The organism is Vibrio sp. J2-4, from assembly GCF_021728155.1.
Taxonomy (GTDB): Bacteria; Pseudomonadota; Gammaproteobacteria; order Enterobacterales; family Vibrionaceae; genus Vibrio; species Vibrio diabolicus.
In genome coordinates this window covers 440,930-456,936 of sequence record NZ_JAKKCN010000004.1, presented here as the reverse complement: position 1 = coordinate 456,936, position 16,007 = coordinate 440,930, and the positions used below count along the sequence as shown (strand labels likewise).

The window sequence follows — 16,007 nt, the reverse complement described above, 5'->3', positions numbered from 1 at the left end:
GAGAAAAAAATGAAATTTAAACGTAGTAAACAACACGGTTTCACACTTTTAGAAGTGATGGTTGTTGTCGTTATCCTTGGTATTTTGGCAAGTTTCGTTGTTCCAAACCTATTGGGTAACAAAGAGAAGGCTGACCAACAAAAAGCGATTACGGACATCGTAGCGCTGGAAAATGCCCTAGACATGTACAAGTTGGATAACAGCGTTTACCCAACGACAGACCAAGGCCTGGAAGCATTAGTTAGCAAACCTTCTAACCCAGAGCCTCGCAACTATCGTGATGGCGGTTACATCAAACGTCTTCCTAATGACCCTTGGGGTAACCAGTACCAGTACCTAAGCCCAGGCGATAACGGTACGATTGACATCTTCACTCTAGGCGCAGATGGCCAAGAGGGTGGAGAAGGTCCAGCTGCAGATATTGGCAACTGGAACATGCAAGATTTCCAATAAATAGAGCCTAAGCCAGCACTAATGAAGCAAATGCGAAAACACAACGGTTTTACATTGATAGAAATTCTATTGGTGCTGGTTTTGCTATCCCTCACGGCAGTGGCCGTGATCACGACATTACCGACCAGCCAAAAAGATCTTTCCAAACAGTATGCTCAAAGCTTTTTTCAGCGTTTACAGCTACTTAACGAAGAGGCCGTACTAAGCGGTAAAGACTTTGGCGTTCGAGTGGATGACGCTAAATCAACGTACGCTCTACTGAGTTTGACCGCGGAAGGTTGGCAGCCTCTGGAGTTAAAGCAGATTCCGAGCAAAACCAAGTTGGAAGATGACATTACGCTACTGCTCGAGCTAGGTGGCGGTGCTTGGGATAATGATGATCGCCTATTCAAACCGGGCTCTCTTTTTGATGAAGACATGTTTGCTGAAGAAGAAGACGACGAAAAGAAAGTTAAGCCACCGCAAGTGTTTATCTTTTCCAGTGCAGAAGTTACGCCATTTACTCTGTCTTTTTTTCCGCAAAATGGTGACGCCTTTAATGACGGGTGGCGAGTCATCGGCAAAGAAAGTGGACAAATCTTGTTACTAGCGCCGGGCGAAGAAGTGAAAGAGGATGAGAATGCGCAATTCTAAGCAAGCTCGCCCACATTGGAGTCATCGCCGGACGAGAGGCATGACACTACTGGAAGTATTGGTCGCACTGGCTATTTTCGCCACCGCTGCCATCAGCGTCATTCGCTCGGTGAGCCAGCATATTAATACGATCAGTTATTTAGAAGAAAAAATGTTTGCAGCCATGGTTGTGGATAATCAGATGGCCAACGTGATGTTGAGTACCAGTGAACTTAAAGTAAAGAACGGCACAGAAGAGCTGGCTGGCCGCACTTGGTACTGGAAAATCACGCCTGTTGCCACCACGCAGCCATTGCTGAAAGCATTTGATGTGAGTGTCGCGCTCGAGAAAAACGCGAGCCCAGTCGTGACGGTACGAAGTTATGTGGCGCAATAAGAATCCACGCGCAAGTAAGCGCCAACTGGCAAAAGGTTTTACACTTATTGAAGTGCTGGTCTCGATTGCCATTTTTGCCAGTTTAAGTGTCGCCGCGTATCAAGTGGTATCGCAAGTGCAGCGCAGCAATGCACTATCACAAGAGCGAACTCAGCGCTTAAATGAAATTCAGCGCGCCATGGTGATGATGGATAATGACTTTCGTCAAATGGCGATGCGCCAAACGCGGACAAATGGTGAAGAGCCCGCGAGCCAACTGATTTTTTGGTCAGATTACTTGCTCGACTCCGATACTAAAGGGCTAATGTTTGCTCGCTTAGGATGGCACAACCCTCAACTGCAGTTTCCCCGAGGGGAGGTCACTAAGGTTGGCTATCGTTTAAAAGAAGAAACATTACAACGAGTATGGTGGCGCTACCCTGACACGCCAGTGGGTCAACAAGGCATCGTTACCCCATTGCTGACGCAGGTCGAATCGTTTGATATGCGTTTTTACGATGGTAAACAATGGAAAAAAGAGTGGGATGATGAAAAGTCGCTACCGAAAGCGGTTTCTGTGATCCTTACTCTAAAAGATTATGGAGAGATTGCCCGCACTTATCTGACTCCTGATGGCACATTGAGTCAGAAAGAAGGAAGTTCAGGAGGCAGCAATAATGGTTAATCGTCAGCGCGGTGTCGCTTTGATTATTGTGCTGATGTTACTGGCGATTATGGCGACAGTTGCCGCCAGCATGTCGGAGCGTTTGTTTTTGCAGTTTCAGCGGGGCGCCAATCAAGTTAACTACCAGCAAGCGTATTGGTATAGCCTTGGGGTAGAGGCGTTGGCAAAAGTCGGTATCGAGCAAAGCTACAAAGACACCGATACGATCAATATGAGTCAGCCGTGGGCAATAAAAGAACAAGTCTATCCGCTAGATTATGGTCAAGCGGCGGGACGAATTAGAGACAAACAAGCGTGCTTTAACCTCAATGTATTGAGCCGTGTGCAACCGACGGGACAGCAAATCGCAAGACCGTATTTAGTCAATGTATTGCAGCGTTTATTGGAAGAATCGGATGTGGAGTCGTATCAGGCAGAAATCATTGCAGACTCTACCTGGGAATACATTGATGCTGATGACACCGTTCGCTCCACAACCGGGGTCGAAGACAGCACATATGAAGCGATGAAACCCGCGTATTTAGCGTCAAATGGCTGGATGGCAGATGCTTCCGAGTTACGGGCTGTCTATCAGGTGAGTGGTGAAATTTTCCAAAAATTGGAACCGCTGGTCTGTGCATTGCCTAGTGATGACTGGCGTTTAAACGTAAATACGATTGAAGTCGAGCAAGCTCCGATTTTGGTGGCAATGTTCTCACCAAACTTAAGCAGTAGTGATGCGATTCAGCTAATTGAAAAACGCCCATTTGATGGGTGGGATAGCATTGATGAATTTTTAGCAGAGTCAGAAATGGCTGGCTTAAGTGAAGATGTAAAGAAAAACGCCAAAGGCTATTTGGGTGTGGATAGCGCCTTTTTTGAATTGGATGCACAAGTGTTGGTGGATGAATCACGTGTACGTATCCGAAGCCTTTTGCAAAGTACAAATAGAGAGACGGTGACCGTAGTTCGCCGTCGTTTTGGAGGGATCAGTGAGCGAGTTTCTGACCGTTCGGCTGAGTAGCGAACAACAAAGTACCATTCCTTGGGTGGTGTGGTCGACAGATCAACAGGAAGTGATTGCCAGCGGTGAAATCGCCGGATGGGAACATTTAGATGAGTTGATCTCTTATGCAGGTCAGCGCCAAGTTGTGGCGCTATTGGCGAGTAATGATGTGGTCTTGACGCAAGTGGATATACCGCCTGGCGCAACACGTCAGTTCGACGCGATGTTACCGTACCTCGTGGAAGATGAAGTCGCGCAGGACGTTGATGGCCTTCACTTTACCGTGTTAGGTAAACAAGCGGATAAAGCGCAAGTGTGCGCTGTTGAACGCGCTTGGATTCAGACCGTATTGCAGCGTTTTTCAAGCCAAGGCATCACCATCAAACGCATCTTGCCAGATGTGCTTGCGTTACCTGTTCAGGGAGAGCATAGCAGTGCCGCGATGCTTGGTGATCAATGGTTGATTCGTCACTCAGCGACAGAGGGTGCGGTTGTCGATGCTTCTTGGTTAGACCTTTACCTCTCTTCTTATCTACAAAATCATGAAGGTTGGAAGCTCGATTGCTATAGCTCAGTCCCTGAATCTGCGTTACCTGAAGTATGGGAGCCGCAGCCAGAAGAAATGACCATGGGGTTACTGGCGAAGGGGGTTACAGAAAGCAAAGTCAATTTGCTGACCGGGATCTTCAAGCCTAAATCCTCTTGGGGGAAATACTGGAAGCTCTGGCAAAAAGCCACCATTGCTGCGGGCGTGCTTATCGTTGTTATGGTTGCGCAGCAGTTGCTCGTCGTCCACAAGTACGAAGCACAAGCACAAGCGTATCGTGAGGAGAGTGAGCGTATTTTCCGCCAGGTGTTCCCGAATAAACGACGAATTCCTACCGTTAGTTATCTCAAACGACAAATGGATGATGAAGAGCGCCGCTTATCTGGTGGTGGCGGTCAGCAGGCGATGTTGTCTTGGTTGGCGGCACTGCCAGCGACACTGGGTCAGGTCAGCGATTTGGAAATCACCAGCTTTAAATATGATGGTCAACGTGGCGAAGTGCGAATTCAAGCTCGCAGTTCAGACTTCCAACCTTTTGAGCAGGCTCGCGTGAAATTGGCAGAGAAGTTTAATGTTGAGCAAGGACAGCTGAACCGTAGCGATAACGTTGTGGTTGGCAGCTTTGTTTTGAAGCGTTTGTGAGGTGATGATGAAAAACTTAATTTCTCAAGCTCAGGCTTGGTGGAGCAGCATCTCTCAGCGTGAGCAGCGTTTGGTCATGGGATGTGGCGCTATTGCCGTTATCGGCATTATTTATTGGGGGTTGCTACAGCCAATGAGCCAACGTGCGGAGCTAGCTCAATCACGTATTCAAAGTGAAAAACAGTTGCTGGCTTGGGTACAAGATAAAGCGGATGGCATTACTGCACTGCGCAAAAGCAGCGGTGTGAGCTACTCTAGCCAACCGTTGAATCAACTGGTTTCTTCTTCAGCCCGTCGTTATAAAGTTGAGTTGATTCGAGTACAACCTCGCAATGAGAGTGTTCAGGTGTGGATCAAACCACTCGCGTTTAATCAGCTGGTGGACTGGTTACGTTACTTGAAAGAGCAACAGGGTATTGAAGTCGAATTTTTAGATATCGACCGAACGGATCAAGCGGGCATGATTGATGTGAACCGCCTTCAGTTTAAGCGAGGTTAAGGTGAAGCGAGCAGTACTTTACGTTGTTATCTTTATCGTCTTTTTTTCAGTCAGTCTTTTAATGGGATTACCCGTTTCTTGGGTGTTACAGCAAGCACCAACCGTGAGAGGACTAGACATTCAGGGTGCCAATGGCTCTGTATGGCAAGGTCAAGCTTCTAGTGTTCGTTGGCAGCGCCAGAACCTTGGAGAAGTTAATTGGGATTTCCAGTGGTCGAGTCTACTAACTGGTAAAGCTGAGTTTGCCGTACGCTTTGGTCGTGGTAGTGAAATGGACGTTCGTGGTCGCGGTTTTGTTGGCTATAGCTTGAGTAATGGCCCTTATGCCAAAAACTTAGTTGCCTCGATCCCAGCAGTAAAAGTTGTTGAGCAAGCACGTCTCCCTGTGCCCGTCGGCGTTGATGGGCAACTTGAGTTAAATATTCGTCATGCGACTTATGCCGCGCCTTGGTGTAAGAATGGTGAAGGCACTTTGGTATGGAATGCCAGTGGTATTCAAAGCCCTGTTGGTAGCCTTGAACTCGGTCCTGTGATTGCCGATCTAAACTGTCAGGACAGTGTGTTGACAGCGACTGGTGAGCAAAGCAGCAAACAAGTCTCAGCGGCGTTTTCGGCAGAGCTGATGCCTAATCAGCGATACTCAACCAAAGCTTGGTTTAAGCCAGGAGCTGAGTTCCCATCCAGCATGAGTGAGCAACTGAAATGGTTGGGCAAGCCGAACCCTCAAGGTCAATACGAGTTTAATTACCAAGGTCGCTTCTAACCTATCGTGACAAAAACCAAAATTCTCAAAGAGCTGCGATTGTGCAGCTCTTTTTGCTTTTGGATCATAGTAGGCGAAACCCTCTATTCGCTGTACAAAGATCGTGGTGATAATAGGATGTAATTATAAGGTTATGATTCTAAGGGGTTTATTTTCTTGTGTTCAGCACTTTAAGCGATTGGAACATAGTAGGCCAAATGCTCCTAACGCTGTACAAACAGGTCAAAAAGAAAAGGCCACGAACATATTCGTGGCCTTTCAATTGCTAGTATTTAGGCGCTAACTTTACGGATAGAGCGCTTAATCTTTGCGTTGTAAAATCTCATTCCAAGGTAAATCCGCGTCACCAAGCACAATAAAGTTTGGGTTCTCTAGCGTTTCCCGCTCGTTATATGACAGCGGCTCCAATTGCGTGCTGAGAATGCGACCGCCCGCTTCTTCAACAATGCACTGTGTCGCGGCGGTGTCCCACTCACCTGTTGGTCCTAGTCTGAGATAGCAATCCACAGCGCCTTCTGCAACAAGACACGCTTTTAATGCCGCAGAGCCGAGCGGAATTAAATCGTAATTCCAAGCACTGCTCATGCGGCTAGTGATGCGATTGATATCTTGACGGCGGCTAATAGCAATCGCGATGCTTTGCCCTGGCTGCTCGTGTTTGTGCGTATGGATTTTTACGCTGTCCGACATGTCGGGAATTTTCCAAGCACCTTTGCCACTATAAGCGTAATAAGTCACGCCAGAGACAGGGCCATAAACGACCCCCATGGTTGGTTTGTTGTTGTCGACCAGTGCAATAATAGTCGCAAAGTCGCCGCTGCGAGCGATGAATTCTTGAGTACCATCGAGAGGGTCGACTAACCAATACCGTTCCCACTGAGCTCGTTGCTCGAGGCTGATGTCTGCGTCTTCTTCTGACAATACGGGAATGTCGGGTGTGAGTTCACTCAAGCGTTCAGTGATGAGCTTGTGAGCCGCGATATCTGCGCTCGTTACCGGAGTCTCGTCACTTTTTGTGTAGGCCTCGTACTGTTTTTTTTCATATATTTCGAGGATCATTTGCCCGGCACTACGGGCAATTTCGATGACTTGAGGAAGCAGGTGAGATAGATCTTTTGTCATTGGCATAAGTGATAGTCCTTACTCACAGTATTATTCGGTTCTCATGACCGTTATTGGTTATGTTTGTGAGTGGTGTTTGGTAAGTGTTTCAGTGCCAACATTAGCGCGGTGATGCTTCGTGCTTCACAGAAGTCCATGTGAGTTAATAACTCTTCGGCTTGCGCAAGTGGCCAACGCACAATTTCCAGTGGCTCAGGCTCATCGCCTTCTTGCTTCTCTGGATAAAGCGCCTGTCCTAAAAATAGAGTCATTTTGCTCGAAAAGTAAGACGGCGCGAGGATAACTTGTTTCAACGGAGTCAGCTGATTGCAGCCAAAGCCGATTTCTTCTTTTAACTCTCGATCCGCAGCTTGGTGTGGGGTTTCACCTGGATCAATCAACCCCTTCGGGAAGCCCAACTCGTAGCGTTCAGTCCCAGCGGCGTATTCACGTACCAGTAATAAATCGCCTTGCTCAGTCACAGGAACCACCATCACCGCATCGCGTCCACTTGGCTTCATGCGTTCATAAGTACGGTGTTCACCATTGGAAAAACGAAGGTCGAGCGCTTCCACGGCAAACAGTTTGGATTTTGCGACCGTTTGGCATGAGAGTATCTCTGGTGGGGTCCGTTTCGACATGGCGCTGGCTCCTTGGTGTCGTTGGCGTTTACGAGATGCGTAAGATTCTTAATATATGAGAACTCCGCCTGAGTTTCTAGCGGATTTTGCGGGCAGCACTAAGCATCTCAAGGTTACCTCAGTATCGATACAAAAATGGGAGACCGAAGCCTCCCATTTTCTGACCGTATTTACTCTTAGTAGTAAGAGTGATCACCACGGTCATGTTCTGTTGCATCACGAACTGCGGTGAGTTCACCAATGAATTGGTTTAGCAGTTCTTTCTCGATGCCTTCTTTTAGTGTTACGTCAACCATAGAACAGCCATTACAGCCGCCACCAAATGCAACAATAGCAATGCCGTCTTCAGTGATTTCAACCAAGTTTACGTGACCACCGTGGCCAGCAAGCTGTGGGTTGACTTGAGTTTGGATAACGTATTCAACGCGCTCAACCAGTGGCGCGTCGTCCGCAACTTTACGCATTTTAGCGTTCGGAGCTTTTAGCGTTAGCTGAGAGCCCATTTTATCGGTAACAAAATCGATTTCAGCGTCTTCAAGGAATGGCAGACTTAGCTCATCCACGTAAGCTGAAAAACCGCTGTAAGGGATTTCAGTGTCGGTCGCTTCTACTGCTTCTGGTGGGCAGTAAGACACGCCACACTCAGCGTTTTGTGTACCTGGGTTCACAACGAAAATACGAATGTTAGTCCCTTCAGGCTGTTGACCTAAAAGGTTAGCGAAATGCGTTTGCGCAGTTTCTGTAATAGTAATATTTGACACGACGAATACCCGAGTAAATTTGTAGGTTACTGCTGCTATTCTACTCTTGTTGACGTATGGGTCTAGTCTTTTTGATGCTAAGGCATGGCGAAGCGATCTAGAGAGAACGAGGAGCAGGTGTTCTGCAGATGCAGTAAATATCGATGCTTTCTACGCCAACTTCAAGTAGTAAATGACATAATTGTCGGACGGTACTGCCTGTGGTGACCACATCATCGACGATGGCAACGTGGGAAGATGGCGGTCGCTTATTGAGAACAAATGCGCCTTTTAGGTTTTGTTCACGGCTCGCTTTAGTATTGCCGCGCTGTGATTGGGCGAGTCTGACCCGGCGAAAGACCTTCGCATCAAAATTGGTCTGCAATTGCTGGGCTAAATGTCGGGCTAAAACATCACTTTGATTAAATCCCCGGTGTAGGTAGCGCTGCCAGTGCAATGGTACACTGGTAATGATTGGAGCTGGTGTTGTGATGTGCTGCGCCAGTTGCTGGGTTAGTGCTTTTACATGCCAAGACTCTCCATGATCTTTAAAGCGTTGTACTTCCCGTGAAAGGGGAAAGTCGTAATCGCCTAACGTGTATAGCCTTTGCCATGGCGGTGGTTCTGAAAGGCATTCACCACAAATACTATCCGTACTCATCTCTTCTTTCTGTAACGTTAAACCGCAACGTTGGCATCGCTTGATTGGAGTTAGGTGTTGTAAGCAGTGCTCACACCAACGCAGAGCATGCGTGTGGTTTGGTGTTTGAATCGGGAATCGACACAGACCGCATTGACTGCTCAACACGCGATGCATGATGTTTTGCCAGTGATGAGATAACATAGCGCTTATTCATGGTGATATTTTACTCAGCCTAACGCTTGGCTGATGGCGTAGGGAATAAAATTAGTGGGAGAGATTGAGAGCATGAGCACGAAATTACATTGGCAGTCGTTTGGTGAAGGACCAGATCTGGTGTTGTTACATGGTTGGGGTATGAATGGCGCGGTTTGGCAGCAAACCGTCGAATCACTTCAAACTGATTTCCGTGTTCATGTTGTTGACCTTCCGGGCTATGGACACAGTGCCGAGCATCATGGTGAAGATTTAGACCATATTGCTAACTTGGTCGCGCAAAGTGCGCCAAAGAAAGCGATTTGGCTTGGCTGGTCCCTCGGAGGCTTAGTGGCGACGCATGTCGCATTAAACATGCCCGAGCGTGTGACTAAGTTGATCACCGTCGCCAGTTCACCAAAATTTGCCGCAGAGAAGCCTTGGCGCGGTATTCAACCGAATGTACTGAGCGCGTTCACCTCTCAGTTGTTAGAAGATTTTTCACTGACCATTGAGCGCTTTATGGCGTTGCAAGCGATGGGCAGTCCATCTGCACGCAAAGATGTGAAACAACTCAAGCAAGCGGTACTGTCGCGCCCTCAGCCAAACCCTGAGTCGCTGTTGGTTGGGCTAAACATCCTTGCTGATGTGGACCTGCGCGATGCATTGACGTCTCTTTCTGTACCAATGCTGCGTCTTTATGGTCGTTTGGATGGATTGGTGCCGATTAAAGTGGCGAATGATTTAAGTGAACAGTTACCTCATACTCAGCAGTTTGTTTTCAATCAGTCCTCTCATGCGCCCTTTATGACTGAACATGACGAGTTTTGTGCCCAAATTCGAGAGTTTGCTCACGATTAATCAAATACGAGCGGAAAAAGCTCAAGCTGTTTAAAAAGTGGTCGACATAAAGGTTGGTGAGGTTTTATTAGCCAATAAAGCTAAGCCATATTGACGAGTTGGGCGACTCTGAGGAGGGTTCGCAATGATTGTGTCACCGACCAACGTAAGTGTGCCACTGATCGCCCCATCCGTGAATGTGCAGACGGAACAAGCAGCTCGCGACAATAAAGTCCGAGAGCCTGTGACGCCAACGGTCGCATTGGCCAAAACCAATGCAGAGCGAAAAGTAAAAGGTGATGACAAGCGCCGACGTCAGTCTTCTTGGGATCCTTCAGAGCATCCTGATTATGACATGGAAACAGAAGTCGACACGCGTTATCAAGAAGAGCCGGAAGATACACTAGAACGGCTTTTTAGTTTGCTTGCGCTCAAGTCGTACAGTGAAGACCAAGGTAAGGGCTACGCAATTCGTTTTCGCTTACCAAAGCGCATTTTGGATGCTGCGATCAATGAAGGATTAATGGAAAAGCGCAGGAAGGTGATCAAGTTTCATTATGGTCATGCAGTCGCTCCCCATACCCCGTCAGAAGTGATAGCAGTATTATGACGACTCAATATCCTACTCAAACAAAAACGCTCCAAGCAGATTGAACTGATTGGAGCGTTTTCTTTTTAGCAGTGAAACCTAGGTAAGGTTACTTTTTCGCTTTAGCAAACGCTGCCGCAAAAGCACCGCCCATTGCACTGTTCGATGAAGACTCATCGCGGCGAGGCTGACGACGTTGTGCTTGGTCATTACGACGCGGTGCGGCTGAAGAGCGTTGGCTGCGGTTATCTTGACCCGGTTCGTCTTTCAAACGCATCGATAGACCAATACGCTTACGCTGTACGTCCACTTCCATCACTTTTACTTTGACGATGTCACCTGCTTTCACGACTTCACGTGGATCAGAAACATAGCGGTCAGTCAGCGCAGAAATGTGGACCAGACCATCTTGGTGAACACCGATATCGACGAAGGCACCAAAGTTGGCTACGTTCGAGACCACGCCTTCGAGGATCATGCCCGGTTCTAGATCAGAAACTGAATTGACGCCTTCTGCAAACGTAGCGGTCTTGAATTCAGGACGTGGGTCACGACCCGGTTTATCCAGTTCTTTGATGATATCGGTAACCGTTGGGACACCAAAGTGTTCATCGGTATAATCCACAGCGTGTAAGCCTTTAAGGAATGCTGAGTCACCAATCAGTGCCTTGATGTCTTTGCTGTTTTTCTCAGCGATTGCTTTGACTACTGGGTACGCTTCCGGGTGGACCGCTGAAGCATCAAGTGGGTTCTTGCCGTCCATAATACGTAGGAAGCCAGCACACTGTTCGAACGCTTTAGGACCCAAGCGAGGTACTTTCTTCAACGTCGTACGTGCTTCGAAGCGGCCATTTTCGTCGCGGAAGTCGACAATGTTCTGCGCGATGGTGCTTGATAAGCCTGCTACGCGCGTTAATAGTGCGGCAGAAGCCGTGTTCACATCAACGCCAACCGCGTTTACACAGTCTTCTACAATCGCATCTAGGCGTTTTGCCAACATAGATTGGCTTACATCGTGCTGGTATTGACCCACACCGATCGATTTCGGATCGATTTTCACGAGCTCAGCCAATGGATCTTGCAAACGACGCGCAATCGACACTGCACCACGCAGTGATACGTCCATATTCGGGAACTCTTTCGCTGCGAGTTCAGAGGCCGAGTACACTGATGCGCCTGCTTCGCTGACGATGATTTTCTGAACTTTTAGGTTGCCGCGTTTGATTACGTCTGCGACAAAGCTATCGGTTTCACGAGAAGCCGTGCCGTTACCAATCGCAATTAAATCCACGTTGTACTTACGCACTAACTGGTCAACGATTTGCGCTGATTTGTCGTATTGTTTTTGCGGAGGGTGAGGGTAGATGGTTTCCGTAGCCAGAACTTTACCCGTTGAATCGACAACCGCGATTTTTGAACCGGTACGCAGACCAGGATCGAGACCAAGTGTTGCACGAGGGCCTGCCGGCGCCGCCATCAACAAATCTTTTAGGTTGGTCGCAAATACTTCAATCGCTTCAATTTCAGCACGCTCTTTCATTGCGCCCATTAGCTCGGTTTCCATGTGCATCGATACTTTGATGCGCCATGCCCAGCTGATCACTTGTTTGCGCCATGCATCTGCTGGGGCGCTACTTAACGTCACGCCATAATGGTCGGCAATGATGGTTTCACAGTAAGATTGGCGAGCACCTTCTTCCTGCTCTGGATCAGCGTTCATGGCTAAAGTTAGGAAGCCTTCATTGCGGCCGCGCAACATCGCAAGTGCACGGTGAGAAGGGACTTTGCTCAGCGGTTCTTTGTGATTGAAGTAATCTTTGAACTTCTCACCTTCTTGCTCTTTTCCTTCAACGACTCGTGAGACAAGTTCCGCATTACGATTTAAGTGGTTACGGATTTTTTCCAGTAAGTTTGCGTCTTCAGCAATGCGTTCCATGATGATCGCACGGGCACCGTCTAGGGCGGCTTTGGTATCTATGATGCCTTTGTCGGCATTAAGATATTTACTTGCTTCGCTTTCTGGCTCGGTTTGCGGATGATTCCACAGCATGTCAGCTAGCGGTTCTAGGCCGGCTTCAATGGCGATTTGGCCTTTAGTGCGGCGTTTAGGTTTGTAAGGTAAGTAAAGGTCTTCAAGACGAGTCTTGCTATCGGCTTGAATAATTTCTTGCTCAAGCTCAGGCGTCAGTTTGCCTTGCTCTTGGATCGATTTGAGAATGGTTTGACGGCGGTCATCCATTTCACGAAGGTAAGACAGACGGCTGTCCAGAGTACGCAGTTGGGTATCATCAAGGCCACCCGTCACCTCTTTGCGGTAACGTGCAATAAAAGGGACAGTGTTACCGTCATCAATTAGGGTGACAGCGGCGTTGACTTGCTCTGGGCGAACATTCAGTTCTTGAGCAATCATACGACAGATAGCTTGGCTCATCCGTGTTTTCTCTTTCAATTCGGTTTGGGTTGTATAGAACATTGGGGTCGTTCGAAGAATTTGCAATGTTTTAAATTAACGAGACAAAAATTTACCGGGCGCTGGTGGACATCAGTCAGATTTGTGTCAAAACTGTAATTAAATTGAGAACTTATATCCGCAACTATCGACTAACCTATATCCACGGTTATTGATATAACTAAATGTACCTCGGCTTATACGGATAATCATGATGAAAAAAATGTCTTTGGCGTTAGCGCTTACGAGTGCCTTACTTGTCGCCCCGCTTAGTTGGGCACAATCCATATCAGCAACCACACAAGACCCTGTATATCAGCTTGATGACAAGTTGGTGCTTGGACGAGTGGAGAGCGTTTACTACAGTGATATTCCAGAGCTAAAAGCGGTACCATTTATTGGCAAGATTGATACTGGTGCTGACACCACGTCTATGCATGCAGAGAACATCCATGTCAGTAGCTCTCATCCTGACTACCAGAACTTGAAAGACAACGAGTTGTTGTGGGCGATTGTCGATGATTTAGGTGGGACGAAGGCGAAGTGGGATGCCGATACTTTTAAACCATATCAAGTGAAGGTGAGCTTTACGGTTCCTCATCCTTACACAGGAAAAGAAATACAGATTACCGATGATCTGGAGCGAGTGAGCGCCATTCGTAGTCGAACAAGCAAAAAGCCTATTTTACGCCCGACGATAAAAATGCCGATGACGATTGCAGGCCACACCGTTGATACAGAAGTGAACCTGACCAAGCGCACGCAATTCTCTTCTCCTATCTTGATTGGTAAAACCTATCTCGATAACAATGCGTGGGTATTTGCTGGCTACGACTATCTTCAAGAGCAACCAAGCGCAAAAATGATCGGCAAAAAAGAGACGGTTGAAGTTGAGGGCGTGCCATACAAGATCAGCATATCAACCACCAGCCGCTACACCAACGTTCACGCACTGGATATCAAGGTTGATAAAAAGAACAATGCAGTTTCTTTCACGCTAGAAGGTGAAAACGGCAAGCGCCATCCAATGACGTTACCTTTGGTACGCATGCTGAAAACCACTAAGAGCGAGCGTCCGTTAGTCTACTTACCAGTGAAAATCGACGAAAACGAAACTCAACGTTGGTTAGTCTATTTGCGTGACCGCAGTAAGTTCAGTTCACAAATTCGCTTGGGTCAGGATGTCGCGAGCCAACACTTTGTGATTGATACCGACAGAGAAAACCTATTGGGCGGTGTTGAAAAAACGTTCAAGAGCGCACTCAAGTCAAAGCCCCTTGTGATTTCACCGGAAGAACAAGTCACCATTGATGGTTATACCGTTCCTGCTTACCCCACGTTTACGGTGAAAACGCCATTACTGCGTGTAAATGGCTTTGAAGTAACAGAAAAAGGTAAGGATGAATCCGTCACGTTTTATTTAATGAACGATGAGGGTAAAGAAGAAAAAATTACCAAGCCCGTGGTGAAAAAGCTCAAAGTGGGTAGCACTGTGCGTCCCGTTGTTGATGGCGATTTCCTTTTCGGTAGCAAAGAGACATCAATGGAATTTGCACTCGATGTGCTAGATGAAGACGAGACGCAACCATTTTTCGTTTTTGGTCATGACATCGCCAAAGGCGGTGTGCTGCTGAATACTCGCGCCGACCATTTACTAGATGCAAGGCCACTTTTCAAAGCTGGTCATATCGAAGTGGCTGAAGTGGAAGGGATGTCTTTCCCTGTTAAATTGGACACTGGTGCTGACGTGAGCTCGATTAATGCCAAGGACATCAAGCGCTTTCAAAAAGACGGTAAAGATATGGTGAGCTTTACTTATGAAAACGATCTAGGCATGACCAAGGCGTTTACCCGTGAGGTGGTGGATGTCATGCGTATAACGGCCAAAAAAGGAGAAAAGGCCAATGAACGGCCTGTAGTAGAAATGCACGTTAAGCTTGGCGAGTTAGAGAAGAAGATCCGAGTCAATTTGCAAGACCGAGGTCGCTTCCATTACAGCATGATTTTAGGTAAAAACTTCCTAAAACATGGCGCGGTTGTTTCGAGTGATACGAATTACATCGTGACGCAAAAACCAGATTACGAAAAGTAGCACTCTGGCCGCCTTATTATCTTGATACCCAAAGCCCGAACGAAGCCAGTGCTTTGGGTATATCATCTCCTTAATGCTGCTCAAGAGCGGCATTTTTTAGTTGAGATAGGAGTTAACTTGAAAACTAAGCTGATTACCCGTGAAGGTTATAACAAACTCAAACAAGAGCATGATTACCTTTGGAATGAAAAGCGTCCTGAAATCACCAAAATCGTCACTTGGGCGGCGAGCCTGGGCGATCGCTCAGAAAATGCGGATTACACCTTCAATAAACGTCTGCTTCGTCAGATCGACCGTCGTGTTCGATTTCTTCGCAAGTTTCTGCCTGAAGTCACGATCGTTGACTATTCTCCGCAGCAAGAAGGCAAAGTCTTTTTTGGTGCTTGGGTTGAAATAGAAAATGAGGCTGGAGAGGTGAAGAAGTTCCGCATTGTTGGGCCTGAAGAGATTTATGGAGATGCGAAAGACTACATCTCTATCGATTCACCTATGGCGCGAGCGATGTTGAAAAAACAAGTGGATGAAGAGTTCACGGTGCGAACCCCAGAAGGTGAAAAAGAGTGGTTCATTAACTCGATTGAATACAACAAACCAGCCTTGGAAGACTGAGGCTTTATCACCGATTCAAGTCTCTTGAAGTTCACTAGAAGTGACTTGAGTCTCAACGTCAGCTTATTGGATACAAAGGCATGGTGCCTTTATCGGAGAAGTAAAATGAACAAAGCAGTCATGTGTGGTGCTGCACTAACAATAGGATTCTCACTCTCAGTTTTTGCTCAAGATGAAGTGAAAGGCTGTGACGCCAAAGAGTTAGCGGTAGAACAGCAGCTTGAGTATGCGAAAGCACAAGGTAATGAACATCGAATTAAAGGCTTAGAACAGGCACTTACCGCTATCCAGAATGAATGTTCGGAAGGTGAACTGCGTCAAGAACTGCAAGCGGAAGTGGACGAAAAGGCGCGAGACGTTGAGGAGCGTGAGCAAGAATTAGCGGAAGCGCAGCGTTCAGGGAAAGCAGACAAAATCGAGAAAAAACGTCACAAATTGGCTGAGGCACAGCAAGAGTTACTTGAGGCCAAACGTGAACTGGAATGGAATTATGGCCAATAGTAGGTGCTGAAAATACCTGCTAGAGAGAGAATAAAGCGCTTAAGATAA

At 47.3% G+C, this 16,007-nt stretch carries 18 protein-coding genes; 13 read left to right on the top strand and 5 right to left on the bottom strand.

Going from position 1 to position 16,007, the window contains the following annotated elements; translation table 11 throughout:
* Positions 1-9: 9 nt before the first annotated feature.
* The 8 genes from gspG to L3V32_RS16665 are packed head-to-tail and all read left to right on the top strand — an operon-like array spanning position 10 to position 5,562.
* Positions 10-453 (top strand): type II secretion system major pseudopilin GspG, encoded by a 444-nt coding sequence (gene gspG / locus L3V32_RS16700; RefSeq protein ID WP_005394985.1) that lies wholly within the window; start codon positions 10-12, stop codon positions 451-453.
* Positions 454-483: 30 nt separating this feature from the next.
* Positions 484-1,086, top strand: a complete 603-nt coding sequence (gspH, locus tag L3V32_RS16695; RefSeq protein ID WP_124007329.1) for a type II secretion system minor pseudopilin GspH — start codon at positions 484-486, stop codon at positions 1,084-1,086.
* The gene (gene gspI, locus L3V32_RS16690) at positions 1,067-1,462 is read left to right on the top strand and encodes a type II secretion system minor pseudopilin GspI (RefSeq protein ID WP_031780439.1); all 396 of its coding nucleotides are present in this window, start codon (positions 1,067-1,069) and stop codon (positions 1,460-1,462) included. Before gspH ends, gspI begins: the two co-directional genes overlap by 20 nt.
* On the top strand, positions 1,449-2,126 hold the full coding sequence (gene gspJ / locus L3V32_RS16685; RefSeq protein ID WP_237284742.1) for a type II secretion system minor pseudopilin GspJ: 678 nt from the start codon (positions 1,449-1,451) through the stop codon (positions 2,124-2,126). The genes gspI and gspJ overlap by 14 nt, the downstream gene beginning before the upstream one ends.
* Positions 2,119-3,129, top strand: a complete 1,011-nt coding sequence (gspK, locus tag L3V32_RS16680; protein ID WP_139060255.1) for a type II secretion system minor pseudopilin GspK — start codon at positions 2,119-2,121, stop codon at positions 3,127-3,129. Before gspJ ends, gspK begins: the two co-directional genes overlap by 8 nt.
* Entirely contained in the window at positions 3,098-4,300 is a 1,203-nt protein-coding gene (gene gspL / locus L3V32_RS16675) for a type II secretion system protein GspL (RefSeq protein WP_005394975.1), read from the top strand. Before gspK ends, gspL begins: the two co-directional genes overlap by 32 nt.
* Positions 4,301-4,307: 7 nt before the next feature.
* Positions 4,308-4,799 carry a type II secretion system protein M gene (locus tag L3V32_RS16670; RefSeq protein ID WP_012841219.1) on the top strand — a complete coding sequence of 164 codons (492 nt, stop codon included), beginning with the start codon at positions 4,308-4,310 and terminating at the stop codon, positions 4,797-4,799.
* Between the two features lies 1 nt (position 4,800).
* Positions 4,801-5,562 (top strand): type II secretion system protein N, encoded by a 762-nt coding sequence (locus L3V32_RS16665; RefSeq protein ID WP_182019143.1) that lies wholly within the window; start codon positions 4,801-4,803, stop codon positions 5,560-5,562.
* Positions 5,563-5,862: 300 nt separating this feature from the next.
* On the opposite strand, the gene cysQ is transcribed toward L3V32_RS16665, so the two are convergent.
* The 4 genes from cysQ to L3V32_RS16645 form a co-directional block, all read right to left on the bottom strand.
* Complete coding sequence (cysQ, locus tag L3V32_RS16660) at positions 5,863-6,690, bottom strand: 3'(2'),5'-bisphosphate nucleotidase CysQ (RefSeq protein WP_005394972.1); 828 nt, start codon at positions 6,688-6,690, stop codon at positions 5,863-5,865.
* 44 nt (positions 6,691-6,734) lie between these two features.
* Positions 6,735-7,304, bottom strand: coding sequence for an ADP compounds hydrolase NudE (gene nudE / locus L3V32_RS16655; RefSeq protein ID WP_005394971.1), 570 nt, complete (start codon positions 7,302-7,304; stop codon positions 6,735-6,737).
* A 176-nt stretch (positions 7,305-7,480) separates the two neighbouring features.
* Positions 7,481-8,065, bottom strand: coding sequence for a Fe-S biogenesis protein NfuA (nfuA, locus tag L3V32_RS16650; protein WP_006741794.1), 585 nt, complete (start codon positions 8,063-8,065; stop codon positions 7,481-7,483).
* 97 nt (positions 8,066-8,162) lie between these two features.
* Positions 8,163-8,888 (bottom strand): ComF family protein, encoded by a 726-nt coding sequence (locus L3V32_RS16645; protein WP_237284741.1) that lies wholly within the window; start codon positions 8,886-8,888, stop codon positions 8,163-8,165.
* Between the two features lie 84 nt (positions 8,889-8,972).
* On the opposite strand from L3V32_RS16645, the gene bioH reads away from it, so the two are divergent.
* Positions 8,973-9,740, top strand: a complete 768-nt coding sequence (bioH, locus tag L3V32_RS16640; protein WP_006741796.1) for a pimeloyl-ACP methyl ester esterase BioH — start codon at positions 8,973-8,975, stop codon at positions 9,738-9,740.
* A 124-nt stretch (positions 9,741-9,864) separates the two neighbouring features.
* Positions 9,865-10,329 (top strand): hypothetical protein, encoded by a 465-nt coding sequence (locus L3V32_RS16635; RefSeq protein WP_005379316.1) that lies wholly within the window; start codon positions 9,865-9,867, stop codon positions 10,327-10,329.
* 88 nt (positions 10,330-10,417) lie between these two features.
* Here L3V32_RS16635 and L3V32_RS16630 read toward each other — a convergent pair whose 3' ends face one another.
* Positions 10,418-12,739, bottom strand: a complete 2,322-nt coding sequence (locus L3V32_RS16630) for a Tex family protein (protein WP_237284740.1) — start codon at positions 12,737-12,739, stop codon at positions 10,418-10,420.
* Positions 12,740-12,968: 229 nt separating this feature from the next.
* Here L3V32_RS16630 and L3V32_RS16625 point away from each other — a divergent pair, with 229 nt between their 5' ends.
* The 3 genes from L3V32_RS16625 (at position 12,969) to L3V32_RS16615 (ending at position 15,959) form a co-directional block, all read left to right on the top strand.
* Entirely contained in the window at positions 12,969-14,849 is a 1,881-nt protein-coding gene (locus L3V32_RS16625; RefSeq protein WP_104971142.1) for a RimK/LysX family protein, read from the top strand.
* Positions 14,850-14,966: 117 nt separating this feature from the next.
* The gene (gene greB / locus L3V32_RS16620; protein ID WP_005394962.1) at positions 14,967-15,458 is read left to right on the top strand and encodes a transcription elongation factor GreB; all 492 of its coding nucleotides are present in this window, start codon (positions 14,967-14,969) and stop codon (positions 15,456-15,458) included.
* Positions 15,459-15,563: 105 nt separating this feature from the next.
* Positions 15,564-15,959: a DUF1090 domain-containing protein gene (locus L3V32_RS16615; protein ID WP_085343388.1), complete on the top strand. Its 396-nt coding sequence runs from the start codon at positions 15,564-15,566 to the stop codon at positions 15,957-15,959.
* The last annotated feature ends 48 nt before the right edge of the window (positions 15,960-16,007 follow it).

Bases quoted from the DNA above. Each gene is read 5' to 3' on its own strand.
- gspJ (WP_237284742.1), top strand. From the start codon at position 1,449: ATGTGGCGCAATAAGAATCCACGCGCAAGTAAGCGCCAACTGGCAAAA.
- bioH (WP_006741796.1), top strand. From the start codon at position 8,973: ATGAGCACGAAATTACATTGGCAGTCGTTTGGTGAAGGACCAGATCTG.
- nudE (WP_005394971.1), bottom strand. From the start codon at position 7,304: ATGTCGAAACGGACCCCACCAGAGATACTCTCATGCCAAACGGTCGCA.
- L3V32_RS16625 (WP_104971142.1), top strand. From the start codon at position 12,969: ATGATGAAAAAAATGTCTTTGGCGTTAGCGCTTACGAGTGCCTTACTT.
- gspG (WP_005394985.1), top strand. From the start codon at position 10: ATGAAATTTAAACGTAGTAAACAACACGGTTTCACACTTTTAGAAGTG.
- gspK (WP_139060255.1), top strand. From the start codon at position 2,119: ATGGTTAATCGTCAGCGCGGTGTCGCTTTGATTATTGTGCTGATGTTA.
- gspH (WP_124007329.1), top strand. From the start codon at position 484: ATGCGAAAACACAACGGTTTTACATTGATAGAAATTCTATTGGTGCTG.
- L3V32_RS16645 (WP_237284741.1), bottom strand. From the start codon at position 8,888: ATGTTATCTCATCACTGGCAAAACATCATGCATCGCGTGTTGAGCAGT.
- gspI (WP_031780439.1), top strand. From the start codon at position 1,067: ATGAGAATGCGCAATTCTAAGCAAGCTCGCCCACATTGGAGTCATCGC.
- L3V32_RS16630 (WP_237284740.1), bottom strand. From the start codon at position 12,739: ATGAGCCAAGCTATCTGTCGTATGATTGCTCAAGAACTGAATGTTCGC.
- L3V32_RS16670 (WP_012841219.1), top strand. From the start codon at position 4,308: ATGAAAAACTTAATTTCTCAAGCTCAGGCTTGGTGGAGCAGCATCTCT.
- L3V32_RS16615 (WP_085343388.1), top strand. From the start codon at position 15,564: ATGAACAAAGCAGTCATGTGTGGTGCTGCACTAACAATAGGATTCTCA.
- L3V32_RS16635 (WP_005379316.1), top strand. From the start codon at position 9,865: ATGATTGTGTCACCGACCAACGTAAGTGTGCCACTGATCGCCCCATCC.
- cysQ (WP_005394972.1), bottom strand. From the start codon at position 6,690: ATGCCAATGACAAAAGATCTATCTCACCTGCTTCCTCAAGTCATCGAA.